Origin of the sequence: Mycobacterium tuberculosis complex sp. N0072 (genome assembly GCF_030323725.1) — a bacterium.
GTDB classification, from domain to species: domain Bacteria; phylum Actinomycetota; class Actinomycetes; order Mycobacteriales; family Mycobacteriaceae; genus Mycobacterium; species Mycobacterium tuberculosis.
Window position 1 is genome coordinate 3,764,861 of record NZ_CP040689.1, and the last position, 16,240, is coordinate 3,781,100.

The window sequence follows — 16,240 nt, forward strand, 5'->3', positions numbered from 1 at the left end:
TACCGCCGCACACACGGCGTGACCACCGGCGTGCATTTAAGAATCCGTTAGGGCCCGACGCCGGTGAAGAGCAAGCCCGACAGTTGCTGGCCGACGTTGCCGAAACCCGAGACGACGGCCGCGGTGACAACACCCAGCGCGCCGGTGTTGTACACGCCCGAGATGCCGGCGCCGCGGTTGAGGATGCCGGAGAGCTGGGTGCCGAAGTTGGCGAAGCCCGACGCCGACCCGAGCAGCGGATCCGACATCGCGTTGAGCAATCCCGACATGCCCGCGCCGGTGTTGCTAAAGCCCGAACCGCCGCCAGCTCCGGTGTTGAAGAAGCCCGACGACGGCAGCGTGGTCGAGTTCCCGAAACCCGGCGCCCCGCCGAACCCGGCGATCGGGACGTTGATCGGGCCGATAGTGGTGTCGGCGTGCAGGTCCAGCAAGATCCGGTCGAGAACGATGGCCGGGATGTCGACGGGCGGGATGCCATTGGACAACGCGAGGCCCAGCGGGAGGGTGGGGATCAGGGTGCCGCCCGGGATGGTGAACCCCGGGATGGTCAGCGACACCGGCAGGCCGATGTCGATCGGGTCGAGGGGGATGGTGAATCCCGGGAAGGTCACCGTGCCGGAGGGGATGGAGATGGGCCCCACAAAGTATGCCCCTTGCGTGGACGTTGCACCCCCGCCGCTAGAGGGCGCGATCCGGATTCCGGGGAAGAAGCTGGGCTTGACCCAAATCTCTGAGGTTGGTCCGGACGTGCTGGTGACGGCTCCTTGGGAGTAACTGACGAGCACGGGCGGGGTCCTGACGGTAATGGGGTTGACGGTGATGGAGCCGACATGGACGGCGGGGTCGAGGCCCAAGTGAATGGATGGAACAGAGATGTCCGGGATGGCGATCGGGCCGATGCCACCGACCGCGGCGAAGCCGACCGGAATGGGCGGGATGTGGATGGGCGGCAGCACGGTAATCGGGCCGATCCCGCCGCTGACGTCGGCGCCCACCGCGGGGAACAGCGGGAGGGTGTAGCCCACGGCGAAGCCGGCCAGGCCCTGGTAGTCGCCGCGCCACAGGATGCCGTTGCTGAAGTTGCCGGTGACGAAGGCGCCGGTGTTGACATTGCCCGCGTTGGCCACCCCGGTGTTGGCGTTGCCGGCGTTGAGCCAGCCGGTGTTGATGCTGCCCGGGTTGAAGCCCCCGGTGTTGGTGTCACCGACATTGAAGCTGCCCGTGTTGTAGCTGCCGGCGTTGGCCACACCGGTGTTGAAACTGCCGGCATTGAAGAGCCCAGTGCTGCCCGTTCCGCTATTGCCGACGCCGGTGTTGAAGCTGCCGGAGTTGAACAACCCGAAGTTGCCGGTCCCGGTGTTGAAGAACCCGACGTTGCCGGCGCCGGAGTTGAACAACCCCAGGTTGCCGGCACCGGAATTTAGGCCGCCGATGCCGGTCTGGTAGTCGCCGGTCAGCCCGATCCCAATGTTGCCGGTGCCGGTGTTGGCCAACCCGATATTGCCCACGCCCACGTTGGCCAACCCCCAGTTGTTGCCGCCGGCATTGCCCAACCCCACATTGCCCAGGCCCGGCACGCCCGCGGTCAGACCCGAGTTGCCGACTCCGACATTGCCGTGGCCAATATTGCCGAACCCCAGGTTGCCGGCGCCGATATTTCCGAAGCCCAGGTTGTGCGCGCCGAGGTTGGCCGCGCCCAGGTTGACCTCCCCGACATTGCCGAAACCGGCGTTGTGGCTGCCGACGTTGGCCAACCCGATATTCAGAACGGTCACCGGGTTCACCGCGGACCCGCCGGAAAGCAGCCCCGACAGTTGGTGGCCGACGTTGCCCAGGCCTGAGACCAGCGCCGGGGTCCCCACCCCCAGCGTGCTGGTGTTGTAGATCCCCGAGACACCCGAGCCCAGGTTGAGCACACCGGAATGCAGCGTGCCAACGTTGGCAAAACCCGAGCCCGCCCCCGCCAGCGCGGTGTGCGCCTGGTTCCACCAGCCCGAGGTGCCCGCGCCGAAGTTGCCGAAGCCCGATCCCCCGCCCGCGCCGGCGTTGAAGAAGCCCGACGACGGGGTGATGGTGCTGTTCCCAATGCCCGGGGTGGGCGGGATGTTGATCAGCGGGATGCTGCTGGCGAGGACATACACCGAGCCGTCGGCGCTCGCCGCGATCTCGGGCCAGGTGATGGCCGGGATGTCCACGCCGCCGGCGCCGGCGGTCACGTCCAGGTTCAGCAGCGAGGTCGCCGGGAACGTCAAACCACCGGGGAAGAGGGTGATCGCGTTGACGCTGCCGGGCACCTGGAAGCCCAACGTGATCGGGCCAGTTTCGAGCTGCGGAGTGGTAAACGCCCCGCTGGACGCGGAAATGGTGAGATGGCTTCCGTCGCTCGTGCCGGCGCCGAAAACGAGTGGGCCGGTGGCGTAGGGCGAACCGTCGGCCGATCCGAATGAATAGAAGGTTATACCAAGGCCATTAGTGCCTTGAGTCCACATTTCGAAGGGATCTATCCTCATCTCCGCCCCAACCGAGGCGTTGATTATTTGCTCCACAATGACACTCACCGGCGGAATGCGCACGGACCCCACAACGATGCGGAAGGCGGCGCTACCGGTGATGTTTGGGGTGAGTGCGGGGATGTCGATCTGCGGAATGGTGAATGCGCCCATCGCGACGTTTCCGGTCAGGTGCGCATTAACGGCCGGCACCGGGATGGGCGGGAGGACCACGGGTCCGAAGCCGCCGTCGAGGTGGGCGTCCACGATGGTGATCCGGGGCACGTCGAGGCTGTAGAACAGGCTGAACAGGCCCTCGTGATCACCCCGCCACAACAGGCCGTTGCTGAAGTTGCCCGACATGAACGCGCCGGTGCCGACGTTGCCCGAGTTGGCGATGCCGGTATTGGTGTGGCCGGTGTTGAACCAGCCGGTGTTGATGGTGCCCGGGTTGAACCCCCCGGTGTTGGTGTCGCCGGCATTGAAGCTGCCGGTGTTGTAGCTGCCGGCGTTGGCCACGCCGGTGTTGAAGCTGCCGGCATTGAAGAGCCCAGTGCTGCCCGTTCCGCTATTGCCGATGCCGGTGTTGAAGCTGCCCGAGTTACCGATGCCGAAGTTGCCGGTCCCGGAGTTGAAGAACCCGATGTTGCCGGTGCCGGAGTTGAACAAGCCGATATTGCCGGCACCGGAGTTCAGGCCCCCGATGCCGGTGAGGTTGTCCCCCACCAGCCCGATCCCGATGTTGCCGGTGCCGGTGTTGGCCAACCCGATGTTGCGCACGCCCTGGTTGGCGAAACCATAGTTGGCGCTGCCGGCATTGCCGAACCCCGTGTTGCCCAGGCCGGCCGCGCCGGCGGTCAGACCCGAATTGCCGAAACCGATATTGCCGTGGCCGACGTTGGCGAAGCCGAGGTTGCCGGTGCCGACGTTGCCCAGCCCCAGGTTTTGCGCACCGAGGTTGGCCGCGCCCAGGTTAACGTCCCCGACGTTGCCGAACCCGACGTTGAAGTTGCCCACATCCGCCAACCCGATGTTGAGGATGGGGATCTGGTTCAACGCGGTCCCGGCCGCAGACACGCCCGACAGCTGATGGCCGACGTTGCCGAGGCCCGACAGCACCGCCGGCGTCCCGAGCGGCAACACGCTGGTGTTGTAGATCCCCGAGACACCCGAGCCGACGTTGAGCACACCCGAGCCCAGCGTGCCGACATTCAACACCCCCGATCCCGACCCCGCCAGCGCGCTCGCCGCCTGGTTCCACCAGCCCGACAGGTTCGACCCGACGTTTCCGAACCCCGACACCCCACCGGCGCCGGAGTTGAAGAACCCCGACGACGGGGTCGCCGTGGTGTTGCCGAACCCTGGCGTCGGCGGGACATCGATGATCGGGATGCTGCTGTCGGGCACGGTGAGATTCAGCGCCAGGTGCAGCGGCAGCGGGTCGATCGTGTACCCACCCGGGAAAATCGTGATCGGATCCAGCGCGCCGGACGCATCGATCGTTAACGGGATGGCGTTCGTGGGGATCGTCAGGCCACCCGCGAACAAGGTGAAGGCCGGCAGACCACCGCTGATGTTCACGTCCAACAGGAATCTCGTGGTAGCGATTTGCGGAATCTCGAAACCCGGAATAGATATCTTGAGCTCGCCGGTCGTTCCGGGGCCAGGGCCGGTGTGAATGGTGATGCCCTGGGTGGGCGCCGGGAAGGGGTCTCCGAAATTGGGAATCGCCGCGGTCGACCCGAGGATCCAGTCCTCGCCTTCGAAGCGCATGCTGATGAGCGGAAGCGTCATGGTTGACCCGGGTGAGGCGGGGATGTCCAGCGGAATGGTTCTCGTCTGTGCGGGAATTGTGGTGGCGGGCACCAGGACGATGGGATCCATGTGGATCGATTCGTGGATCTCTAGCGGTATCGCGGGAACATCGACCTGCGGGATGGTGAAGGGTCCGATCTCGACGATTTCGTGGACGTCGAACAGCGACATGCCGGGGATGTCGATCTGCTCGATGTGGATGGGGCCCAGGTTGAGGGTTTCGTTGAGGTCCAGCAGGGTGCTGCCGGCGATGTCGATGCTGAAGGAGAAGCCGACCAGCCCGTGGTAGTCACCGGTCCACAGCGCCCCGTTGTTGAAGCTGCCGGAGTTGAACGCGCCGGTGTTGACGTTGCCGGTGTTGAACAGGCCGGTGTTGGTGTGGCCGGTGTTGAACCAGCCGGTGTTGACGGTGCCCGGGTTGACGCCGCCGGTGTTGAAGCTGCCCACGTTGAGGCTGCCGGTGTTGTAGGAGCCGGCATTGGCCAGACCGGTGTTGAAGTTCCCCGCGTTGAACAACCCGGTGCTGGCCGTGCCCGCATTCCCCACACCGGTGCTGTAACTGCCCGAGTTGAACAGCCCGAAGTTCCCGGTCCCGGTGTTGAAGAACCCGATGTTGCCGGTGCCCGAGTTGAACAACCCGAGGTTCCCGGTGCCCGAGTTCAGGCCGCCGATCCCGGTCCGATAGTCCCCGGTCAGCCCGATCCCGATGTTGCCGGTGCCGGTGTTGGCCAACCCGATATTGCCCACACCCACGTTGGCCAACCCCCAGCTGCCGCTGCCGGCGTTACCCAACCCCACATTGCCCAGGCCCCCCGCGCCCGCGGTCAGGCCCGCGTTGCCGAATCCGAAATTGCCGGCACCGATGTTGCCGAACCCGAGGTTGCCGGTCCCGACGTTGCCCAACCCCAAGTTGCTGCCGCCGAGGTTGCCGGCGCCGACGTTGATGTTGCCGACGTTGCCCGCACCCAGGTTGAACTCACCGACGTTAGCCAAACCGAGGTTCACCCCGCCGACATTGCCCAAGGCCAAAGCGTTGCCGATGTCGAGGTGCTGCAGCTCGGCGATGGCCGCGTCGATGATCTGATCGAACACGGACTCGGCAGGTGGGAAGGTGAGGATCGCGATCAGGCCATCGATGGACACCCCCGACATATGGTCGCCGAGGTTGCTGAACCCCGAGATCACCGCCGGGGTGGTGGCGTCCAGCGTGCTCACGTTGAACAGCCCGGAGATGGCGGTGCCGGAGTTCAGCACACCCGAGGCCAGGGTGCCGGCATTGCCCAGCCCCGAGAGTGTCCCCACCAGTGACCCCGCGCCGGCCTGGTTGAGCAGGCCCGACACGCCCGCACCCAAGTTGCCGATGCCCGATCCGCCGCCGGCACCGGTGTTGAAGAACCCCGACGACGGCATCTGGGTCGAGTTCCCGAAGCCCGGCGCCGCCGGGATGTCGATGATCGGGATGTTGAGGGGTCCGGCACTGGTGCGAATGTCGAAGCCCAGCGGGATCGCGGAAATGGTGGTGCCTGTGATCGTGACCGCCGGGATGTCCACGGACGCATCGATCGGCACCACTTCCGACATTGAAATCCCATCGATGACCGAGGCCGGAATATCAACAGGTATGCGGATAGGAATCGACTCACTCAACGAAATCGCATCCAGGGGGATGGGCTCGATCTCCAGGGGCACACCGATCCCGGCCACCACGATTGGCTCAAGTTGCTGCCGCCGAGGTTGCCGGCGCCGACGTTGATGTTGCCGACGTTGCCCGCACCCAGGTTGAACTCACCGACGTTAGCCAAACCGAGGTTCACCCCGCCGACATTGCCCAAGGCCAAAGCGTTGCCGATGTCGAGGTGCTGCAGCTCGGCGATGGCCGCGTCGATGATCTGATCGAACACGGACTCGGCAGGTGGGAAGGTGAGGATCGCGATCAGGCCATCGATGGACACCCCCGACATATGGTCGCCGAGGTTGCTGAACCCCGAGATCACCGCCGGGGTGGTGGCGTCCAGCGTGCTCACGTTGAACAGCCCGGAGATGGCGGTGCCGGAGTTCAGCACACCCGAGGCCAGGGTGCCGGCATTGCCCAGCCCCGAGAGTGTCCCCACCAGTGACCCCGCGCCGGCCTGGTTGAGCAGGCCCGACACGCCCGCACCCAAGTTGCCGATGCCCGATCCGCCGCCGGCACCGGTGTTGAAGAACCCCGACGACGGCATCTGGGTCGAGTTCCCGAAGCCCGGCGCCGCCGGGATGTCGATGATCGGGATGTTGAGGGGTCCGGCACTGGTGCGAATGTCGAAGCCCAGCGGGATCGCGGAAATGGTGGTGCCTGTGATCGTGACCGCCGGGATGTCCACGGACGCATCGATCGGCACCACTTCCGACATTGAAATCCCATCGATGACCGAGGCCGGAATATCAACAGGTATGCGGATAGGAATCGACTCACTCAACGAAATCGCATCCAGGGGGATGGGCTCGATCTCCAGGGGCACACCGATCCCGGCCACCACGATTGGCTCAAGATGAATTGGTCCGAGTTGGCCCGTGATAGGACCAAGAACGGGCAGGCCTAACGTGAAATCCATGGGCGGAATATCGATATTCGAGAGCGTGATGGGGCCGAAGCTGATGAAGCTACCGTTATTCTTCAGGGCGGACAGCAGGGTGGCTTCCGGGGCGGTGAAGCCGACGGTGACGACGCCATTGATGCCGATGTGGATGGCGGGGATGGGGATGTCGGGCACGGTGAAGCTGTAGTCCGCGTCGCAGGTGATCTGCAGGTGCAGCGGCGGAAGGATCGTGGTGTCCGGGATGACGATGGGGCCGATACCGCCAGTCGTGGTGATGCGGATCGGGAATTGCGGGATCGTGATGCCATAGGACAGGCCGAACAGGCCCTCGTGGTCGCCGCGCCACAGCATGCCGTTGCTGTCGGTCCCCGACATGAGGGCGCCGGTGTTGCGGGTGCCCGTATTCATAATGCCGGTGTTGAACCAGCCGGTGTTGATGTCGCCCGGGTTGAAACCACCGGTGTTGGTATCACCGACATTGAAGCTGCCCGTGTTGTACGACCCGGGGTTGGCGATGCCGGTGTTGAAATTGCCGGCATTGAAGAGCCCAGTACTGCCGGTTCCGCTATTACCGATGCCGGTGTTGAAACTACCGGAGTTGAACAGTCCGAAGTTGCCGGTGCCGGTGTTGAAGAACCCGACATTGCCGGTGCCGGAATTGAACAATCCGATATTGCCACTACCCGAGTTGAGGCCGCCGATGCCGGTCTGGTAGTCGCCGACCAGCCCGATCCCGATGTTGCCCGTGCCGGTGTTGGCCAACCCGATGTTGCCCACACCCAGGTTGGCCAGCCCCCAGTTGTTGCTGCCGGCATTGCTCAACCCCACGTTGCCCAGGCCGGCCAGGCCCACCGCCGGACCCGAGTTGGCGAACCCGACGTTGCCGGCACCGATGTTGCCGAACCCGACGTTCCCGCTGCCGAGATTGCCCAGGCCCAGGTTCTGCGCGCCGATGTTGGCCGCACCCCAGTTGAGGTCCCCCACATTGCCCAACCCGGTGTTGAACGCGCCCACATCGGCCCACCCGATATTGACAATGGGGCTCCGGTTGAGCACGGTCCCATTTGCCAAGAACCCCGACAGCTGCTGGCCGAGGTTGCCGATGCCCGAGACCACCGCCGGGGTGCCCGCTCCCAGGGTGCTGGTGTTGTACCACCCGGAGATCCCCGAGCCGACGTTCAGCACGCCCGAGCTCAGCGTGCCGGCATTGGCAACTCCCGAGCCCGCCCCTGCTAACACGTCGTGCCCCTGGTTCCACCAGCCCGACGTGCCCGCGCCGACGTTGGCGAACCCCGATCCACCGCCGCCGCCGGTGTTGAAGAACCCCGACGATGGGGCCGTGGTGGTGTTGCCGAACCCCGGCACCGCCGGCACATCGATGATCGGGATCGGGATATCGCCGATGAGGATGGTGCCGTCGAAGGTCGCCGGCACGGTGTCGAGGGTGAACCCGTCGGGCAACAGCGTGAACGCGTCCAGCCCCACGGACAGTCCGGTGACCCCGGCGGAGGCCCGCGGAAAGGTCAGCCCACCCGGGAAGAAGGTGAACCCGTCGTTGGCGACTTCCATACCCACCGTCACGGGGGTTTGCGCGGGAATGGTGAAACCATTCGGGAAAAGCGTCCACGGGGTGGTGTCCAAGTTGAGGGTTAGGGGAATTGGTGTCGGGGTGACCAATATCTGACCGCTAACCGTGAGGCCGGGCACAATGATGTTCTCTAGGAACAAGACACCGGCAACAACTTGGAACGCATCAATGGTGATAAATGGGTCACTGAGGCGGAACGGCTCGAGAAAAAGCCCTATCGAACCGGCGAGCGGGTCAAGAGCGCGAATCGGCGAGATGGTGTTTGCGGCCAGGTCCACGCTTCCGGTGATGCTGGCGATGGGAAGTGAGGGAATGCTGATCGGTGGGACGGTGAACGGACCCAGGCCGACGGTGGCGTCGGTGATCTCGACGTGCACGGCGGGTACCGGGACGGGCGCCACATGCAGCGGGCCCACCCCGCCGATCGCGTGCACGGTGACCGGGAATTGGGAGATCGTGGGCCCGACGCGGACGCCGACCAGGCCCTCGTAGCCGCCCCGCCACAACAGGCCGTTGCTGTAGTCGCCCGTCATGAAGGCGCCGGTGCCGAAGGTGCCCGCGTTGGCCAACCCGGTGTTGGCATGCCCGGTGTTGAACCAGCCAATGTTGATGCCGCCCGGGTTGAAGCCACCGGTGTTGGTGTCGCCGGCGTTGAAGCTGCCCGTGTTGTAGTCACCAGTGTTGGCGATGCCGGTGCTGAAGCTGCCGGCATTGAAGAGCCCGGTGCTGGCCGTTCCGCTATTACCGATCCCGGTGTTGAAGCGGCCGGAGTTCCCGATGCCGAAGTTGCCGGTCCCGGAATTGAAGAACCCGACGTTGCCGGTGCCGGAGTTGAACAACCCGATATTGCCGATGTCGGAGTTCAAGCCCCCGATCCCGGTCCGATGGTCCCCGACCAGCCCGATCCCGATGTTGCCCGTGCCGGTGTTGGCAAACCCAATATTGCCCACACCCATGTTCGCCAAGCCATAGTTGTTGATGCCGGCATTGCCAAAACCAACATTGCCCACCCCCGCCGCGCCGGCGGTCAGGCCCAAGTTGGCAAACCCCAGGTTGCCATGGCCGATGTTGCCCAACCCCAGGTTGCCGTCCCCGACATTGCCCAGGCCCAGGTTGTGCCCACCGATGTTGGCCGCACCCAGGTTGACGTCCCCGACATTTCCGAACCCGGTGTTGAAGTTGCCCACATTGGCCAACCCGAGGTTGCCGGCGAGCATCGAGCGCAGCGTGGTTCCCGCCGCCGACACCCCCGACAGCTGCTGGCCCAGGTTGCCGATGCCCGACACCGCCGCCGGTGTCCCGAAAGGCAACACGCTGGTGTTGTAGAACCCCGAGATCCCTGAGCCCAGGTTGAGCACACCCGAGCCCAGGGTGCCCACGTTGCCAACACCCGAACCGGCCCCCAACAGCGCGCTCGGCGCCTGGTTCCACCAGCCCGAGCTGCCCGCGCCGACGTTGCCGAAACCCGACACCCCACCCGCACCGGAGTTGAAGAATCCCGACGACGGGGCCGTGGTGGTGTTCCCCACTCCCGGCGCCGCCGGGATATGAAGGCCCTGGATCGTGATGGGGCCGATCGTGACCCCGCCCCCCACGGTCAGGGGGATGCGATCGATCGTGATCGGCGGGGTGCTGAACCCGTCGATCTGGCCCTCGATATCGATCGACAACGGCAACGGCTGCGCGGGAACACTAAATCCCGGGATGGTAAAGCCCGGGTTACTGATCGACACACTCACCAGCAACCCCAAAGGATTATCGGGAGCACTGATGCCATTCGGGAACAGCGTGATCGGAGGGGTATCCCATCTGATCGTTAAATCAATCTGTGGATTGGTGGGTCCGGGAATGGTGGTGTCGATAACGATAGGGCCGATAAAGCTGACAAGCTGACCGTTAGAATCAAAGGTTTGGATTTGTGGAATTGTGATTTTCCCTAAACTGAAGGTGGGAAAGGGCAATTGGTTGACAAATGTCTGTTGGGCAAACAGGGTGATGGGTGTGATGGTCAGCGGGCCGATGTTGATGGGTATGCCGATACCGCCGCCGAAGGCGGGGATCACGATGTCGGGAACCACCAGCGGGCCCAAGTTGACGGTTTGGTGAATGCTGAGCGGGATGGTGGGCAGGATCGGGATGGGCTGGATGGTGATCGGGCCGATGTCGCCGTTGAGCACCAGGCCGATGGGAATTGCGGGGATCGACGAGCCGGCGGAGACGCCGAACAGGCCCTGGTAGTCACCCACCCACAGCACGCCGTTGTTGAAGTTGCCCGAGATGAACGCGCCGGTGTTGACGTTGCCCGAGTTGGCGATGCCGGTGTTGGTGTTGCCGGTGTTCAGCCAGCCGGTGTTCACACCGCCGGGGTTGAAGCCACCGGTGTTGGTGTCGCCGGCGTTGAAACTGCCGGTGTTGTAACTGCCCACGTTCACCACGCCGGTGTTGAAATTGCCGGCATTGAACAACCCCGTGCTGGCCGTCCCCGCATTACCGACACCGGTGTTGTAATTACCCGAGTTGAACACCCCGAAGTTCCCGGTCCCCGAATTGAAGAACCCCACATTCCCGGTGCCGGAGTTGAACAACCCGATATTCCCGGTGCCCGAATTCAGGCCCCCGATACCCGTCAGGTGGTTGCCGGTGAGCCCGACGCCGACGTTGTTGGTGCCGGTGTTGCCGAAACCGATGTTGCCCACACCCAGGTTTGCGAAACCATAGTTGCTGCTGCCCGCATTGCCCAACCCGATATTGCCCAAGCCGGCCAGGCCCGCCCCCAGACCGGAGTTGCCGAACCCGACATTCCCGTTACCGAGGTTGCCGAACCCGACATTGGTGCCACCGGCATTCCCGAAACCCAGATTCTGCCCACCCACATTGCCCGCGCCCAGGTTGAACACCCCGACATTGCCCAACCCGACGTTGTAATTGCCGACATTGCCCAAACCCGCATTCAGGCTCAGCGCCTTCGCAGGGCTGGCGAACAGGGCGGTAAGGAACGCGCCGACACCTCCCCCCAGCGCCTGCGCCGGTGGGCTGAACGCCGGCAACGCCGCGGCAGCAGCCGACGCGCCGGAATGGTAGCCGGCCATCGCCGCCACATCGGCGGCCCACATCAGCTCGTACTCGGCCTCGGCGGCCGCGATCGCCGGCGTGTTCTGCCCCAACAGATTCGACACCGCCAACGCCACCAGCCGCGCCCGGTTGGCCGCCACCAGCGCCGGATCCACCGTCGCCGCCAACGCCGCCTCAAAGACCCCCACCACCACCCGCGCCTGCCCGGCCACCGCCTCGGCCGCGGCCGCCACCGAACCCAACCACCCCGCATACGGCGCCGCCGCGGCCGCCATCGCCGCCGCCGCCGCACCCTGCCACACCCCCGCCGTCAGGCCCGACGTCACCTGCCCAAACGACACCGCCGCCGACCCCAACTCCTCAGCCAGCCCATCCCACGCCGCGGCCGCCGCCAGCAACGGGCTCGACCCCGCACCCGAATACATCAGCACGGAGTTGATTTCCGGTGGCAACACCGGAAACTCCATCACCCATTCCCCTTCCCAGCCCGACACCAATCCCCACCGACACCCCCCACATGACGTGTCGACGCCCCGATAATTTTGCTCGCATTGCCAACGGCCCAAGAACGATTCCCCGATAATCGCGGGTACTGGGTGCACTTTGCACAGACGCCGCAGCAAAATGCACATATGCCCTGTCCAGACCGGCGAGCGGCAGGGCGTCATCTGCCCTGACACTTCGACTGCTGGCGGAGTCCGCGAGCATGCTCACCGCCGCGGCGTGCGCCGAACCGGCAGCGCCGGCAAATCCATGACCCCAGCCTGTTCTTGGGTCACTGCGACGTTCACTTTTAAGCGCGACCACGTAAGGTTGGGCAAAGTTCCCAAGCGTTTCACAGTGTCAGTGCACAGTGCGCACCTGATTACCAAAACCCCGAACCTCACTCGAAAGCCGAGAGCGGGTAAAAGTCGTTCAGCGACCTGTCTGGTAGAGAAATCCAGACCCGAGTACATGATCCGGTCGGGATCGTACTTGCGCCGCACTGTGGTCAGCCGCGACAGGTTCGCGCCGAAGTATTGTGACGCCGCGGCGTTGGCCTCCAGGTAGTTGACATAGCCGCCGACCGAAAAGTGTTGCACCGCGTGGTGTGCGTCGCTCAGCCATTTGTTGGCCGTCGCCACCTGGCCGTCGCTGGGGGTGTTGACATACCACTGCACCACAGCGGACTGGCGGCACCAGGGAAATGCCGAGCCCTCCGGGTCCATGTCGCCCACCGCGCCGCCCAGCGAATCGATCAGAGCCGACGCGCGGCCCGCAGCGGGTGGCCATGTTCCGATGGCGGCGACGATGGCTTGGGCCGCGGCCGGATTCGTCGTCCCGATGACATCGGATCCAGCCACGAAGCCCTCCGGCGGATAGGTCGTATGGCCGCCGGCCAGATACCTCACCAGGTCCATACGGCGCAGCGTCTTGTGCTCAACTCCACTGGGTTGCACTCCAACCGCGGACTTGATCGCATCCGCGACAGCCGCGCCGGACCGCGCCGGGCAGCTCGCCAGCACATGACAATTGCCTCCGGATGAGCTGACCGCGGGGTCAACCAGACCCCACGTGGTGCGGTCGGCCCCGGCCAGCCACGTCTGTCAGCCGACCAGCACCTGCGCGGCCGCAGACGGCGCGAAATCGACACGGACGACATCGCAGTCCGCGGTGGGGAACCTCGCGAACGTCATCGATGTCGTCACCCCGAAGTTGCCGCCCCCGCCGCCACGAAGCGCCCAGAACAGCTCCGCGTGGTCGTCGGCAGACGCGCTCACCGCATCACCGCCGGGCAACACCACCGTCGCCGACTTGAGCGCATCGCAGGTCAACCCCGCATGGCGAGAATCGGCGCCTAACCCGCCGCCCAGGGTCAAACCCGCCACACCCACGGTCGGGCAGCTGCCGGTCGGAATCGCCCGGCTCTCACCGGCCAACGCTTGATGGACCGCATAGAGATCGGTCGCGGCCGACACCGTACGTTTCTCGTGGCGCTGTCGAAATGCACCCCGCCCGGTAGGCCCAGCAGATCGAGCACCATGGCGCCATTGGCCGACGAGGCGCCGATGTAGGAATGTCCGCCGCCGCGCACAGCGATCTTGAGCTTGCTGGCCGCCGCTACGAAACCGCCTTCCGGACGTCTGCCTGCGAGGCGACCGTCACCACCGCGGCCGGATTCAAGCCGCTGTAGTTCGAATTGAAGATCTGCTTTCCGCTCGTGAACGCCCTGCCGTTGGCCGGCAGCAGCACCTGCCCGCCTATCGATGAGGCCAGACTGGCCCACCCATCACCCGGTGTTGCGCGCGCCAATATCGTCGGGAAGACCGCCGACGTCGCCGGCGCTCCGACGGCGCCGCGAAGAAACGTCTGGCGAGACATCACGACCGCGATCGTGTCGTATCGAGAACCCCGGCCGGTATCAGAACGCGCCAGAGCGCAAACCTTTATAACTTCGTGTCCCAAATGTGACGACCATGGACCAAGGTTCCTGAGATGAACCTACGGCGCCATCAGACCCTGACGCTGCGACTGCTGGCGGCATCCGCGGGCATTCTCAGCGCCGCGGCCTTCGCCGCGCCAGCACAGGCAAACCCCGTCGACGACGCGTTCATCGCCGCGCTGAACAATGCCGGCGTCAACTACGGCGATCCGGTCGACGCCAAAGCGCTGGGTCAGTCCGTCTGCCCGATCCTGGCCGAGCCCGGCGGGTCGTTTAACACCGCGGTAGCCAGCGTTGTGGCGCGCGCCCAAGGCATGTCCCAGGACATGGCGCAAACCTTCACCAGTATCGCGATTTCGATGTACTGCCCCTCGGTGATGGCAGACGTCGCCAGCGGCAACCTGCCGGCCCTGCCAGACATGCCGGGGCTGCCCGGGTCCTAGGCGTGCGCGGCTCCTAGCCGGTCCCTAACGGATCGATCGTGGATGCGATGTAGACCATGGCCGCCGCGACCGTCACGGTCGTCACGAAATCGATCCCCTTGCTGCGCACCACCAACAGGCCGGCCCGTTCCTCGGACAACACCAACCGCAGCACCGCCGCCACCCCAACGCCGATACCGATCAGCAGCGCACCACGGCGCCAGAAGTTAGCCCCCGCCAGCACGAACCCCACCGCGAAGATCGACCCAACCAGCAGGATCGGCCACTGGGCGCCAACAGTGCGCCGGAAAACGGCCCTCACGGTCATCGCCGCTCAGCCAGCTCCACGACATTGGTCAACAAGAACGCCCGGGTCAACGGGCCCACGCCGCCCGGATTGGGTGACACGTGGCCGGCGAGCTCCCACACATCGGGATGCACGTCGCCGACCAGTCCGTCATCAGTGCGGCTGACGCCGACGTCGATTACCGCGGCACCCGGGCGCACCATGTCAGCCGTCAACAGGTGCGCCACCCCGACCGCGGCCACGACGATGTCGGCCTGCCGGGTCAACGCGGGCAGGTCGCGGGTACCGGTGTGGCACAACGTCACCGTGGCATTCTCCGAGCGCCGGGTCAGCAACAGCCCCAGCGGCCGGCCCACCGTCACACCACGACCGATAACGACCACATGCGCGCCGGCGATCGAGATGTCGTAGCGCCGCAGCAGGTGCACAATGCCGCGCGGAGTACACGGCAGCGGCGCCGGGGTGCCCAGCACCAGCCGGCCCAGGTTGGTCGGGTGCAACCCATCGGCGTCCTTGGCCGGGTCGACGCGCTCCAACGTCGCGTTCTCGTCGAGATGCTTGGGCAACGGCAACTGCACGATGTAGCCGGTGCAGTCGGGGTTGGCGTTCAGTTCGTCGATGGTCTCATTCAGCGTGGCGGTGCTGATGTCGGCGGGCAGGTCGCGGCGAATCGACGTGATGCCCACCTTGGCGCAATCAGCGTGCTTACCGCGCACGTAGGCCTGCGACCCCGGGTCGTCACCGACCAGGATGGTGCCCAAGCCGGGCGTGCGGCCCGCCGCGTCCAATGCGGCCACCCGCTGCTTGAGGTCACCGAAGATCTCGTCGCGGGTAGCCTTGCCGTCCAGCATGATCGCGCCCACGCCAGCCAGTCTGGCATGCGTGTCCGCGGTGCCGATGGCGACGACCCGCTCACGCGCCCACCGTACGGACAACTTGTACCATTGTGGTACAGATTATCCGTACATCTTTCTAAGAGAGGACGCATGAGCATCAGTGCGAGCGAGGCGAGGCAGCGCCTGTTTCCACTCATCGAACAGGTCAATACCGATCACCAGCCGGTGCGGATCACCTCCCGGGCCGGCGATGCGGTGCTGATGTCCGCCGACGACTACGACGCGTGGCAGGAAACGGTCTATCTGCTGCGCTCACCGGAGAACGCCAGGCGGTTGATGGAAGCGGTTGCCCGGGATAAGGCTGGGCACTCGGCTTTCACCAAGTCTGTAGATGAGCTGCGGGAGATGGCCGGCGGCGAGGAGTGAGAAGCGTCAACTTCGATCCCGATGCCTGGGAGGACTTCTTGTTCTGGCTGGCCGCTGATCGCAAAACGGCCCGTCGGATCACCCGGTTGATCGGAGAAATTCAGCGTGATCCGTTCAGCGGGATCGGCAAACCCGAGCCGCTCCAAGGTGAGTTGTCGGGATACTGGTCGCGCCGGATCGACGACGAACACCGGCTGGTGTATCGAGCGGGCGACGACGAAGTCACGATGCTGAAGGCCCGATACCACTACTGATTTGGGGGCTGGTGGTATTCCGGCGGGCTTAAG

General features: G+C 65.1%; 7 protein-coding genes and 2 pseudogenes. 3 read left to right on the forward strand and 6 right to left on the reverse strand.

The window, feature by feature from the left end; genetic code table 11:
- Window positions 1-47 precede the first annotated feature (47 nt).
- The 4 genes and pseudogenes from FF952_RS21020 to FF952_RS17705 all read right to left on the reverse strand — a co-directional run bounded on the left by FF952_RS21020 (window position 48) and on the right by FF952_RS17705 (window position 13,901).
- A pseudogene (locus tag FF952_RS21020) lies at window positions 48-12,007 on the reverse strand (PPE domain-containing protein).
- Between the two features lie 243 nt (window positions 12,008-12,250).
- Window positions 12,251-12,940 (reverse strand): BBE domain-containing protein, encoded by a 690-nt coding sequence (locus FF952_RS17690; RefSeq protein ID WP_003917774.1) that lies wholly within the window; start codon window positions 12,938-12,940, stop codon window positions 12,251-12,253.
- Window positions 12,941-13,126: 186 nt separating this feature from the next.
- Window positions 13,127-13,614, reverse strand: a pseudogene (locus FF952_RS17695) (FAD-binding protein).
- 26 nt (window positions 13,615-13,640) lie between these two features.
- A complete protein-coding gene (locus tag FF952_RS17705) occupies window positions 13,641-13,901 on the reverse strand; it encodes a hypothetical protein (RefSeq protein ID WP_003417741.1) in 261 nt (86 codons plus the stop codon).
- Between the two features lie 114 nt (window positions 13,902-14,015).
- Here FF952_RS17705 and FF952_RS17710 point away from each other — a divergent pair, with 114 nt between their 5' ends.
- The gene (locus tag FF952_RS17710; RefSeq protein ID WP_003417745.1) at window positions 14,016-14,405 is read left to right on the forward strand and encodes a DUF732 domain-containing protein; all 390 of its coding nucleotides are present in this window, start codon (window positions 14,016-14,018) and stop codon (window positions 14,403-14,405) included.
- A gap of 13 nt (window positions 14,406-14,418) precedes the next feature.
- Here the strand turns inward: FF952_RS17710 and FF952_RS17715 are convergent, their stop codons facing one another.
- Together FF952_RS17715 and FF952_RS17720 are read right to left on the reverse strand one after the other, a co-directional pair.
- The gene (locus tag FF952_RS17715; RefSeq protein ID WP_003417749.1) at window positions 14,419-14,712 is read right to left on the reverse strand and encodes a DUF3017 domain-containing protein; all 294 of its coding nucleotides are present in this window, start codon (window positions 14,710-14,712) and stop codon (window positions 14,419-14,421) included.
- A complete protein-coding gene (locus FF952_RS17720) occupies window positions 14,709-15,554 on the reverse strand; it encodes a bifunctional methylenetetrahydrofolate dehydrogenase/methenyltetrahydrofolate cyclohydrolase (protein WP_003905054.1) in 846 nt (281 codons plus the stop codon). The genes FF952_RS17715 and FF952_RS17720 overlap by 4 nt, the downstream gene beginning before the upstream one ends.
- A 123-nt stretch (window positions 15,555-15,677) precedes the next feature.
- On the opposite strand from FF952_RS17720, the gene relJ reads away from it, so the two are divergent.
- A complete protein-coding gene (gene relJ / locus FF952_RS17725; RefSeq protein ID WP_003417757.1) occupies window positions 15,678-15,953 on the forward strand; it encodes a type II toxin-antitoxin system antitoxin RelJ in 276 nt (91 codons plus the stop codon).
- On the forward strand, window positions 15,950-16,207 hold the full coding sequence (locus FF952_RS17730) for a Txe/YoeB family addiction module toxin (protein WP_003417760.1): 258 nt from the start codon (window positions 15,950-15,952) through the stop codon (window positions 16,205-16,207). The genes relJ and FF952_RS17730 overlap by 4 nt, the downstream gene beginning before the upstream one ends.
- Window positions 16,208-16,240 lie beyond the last annotated feature (33 nt).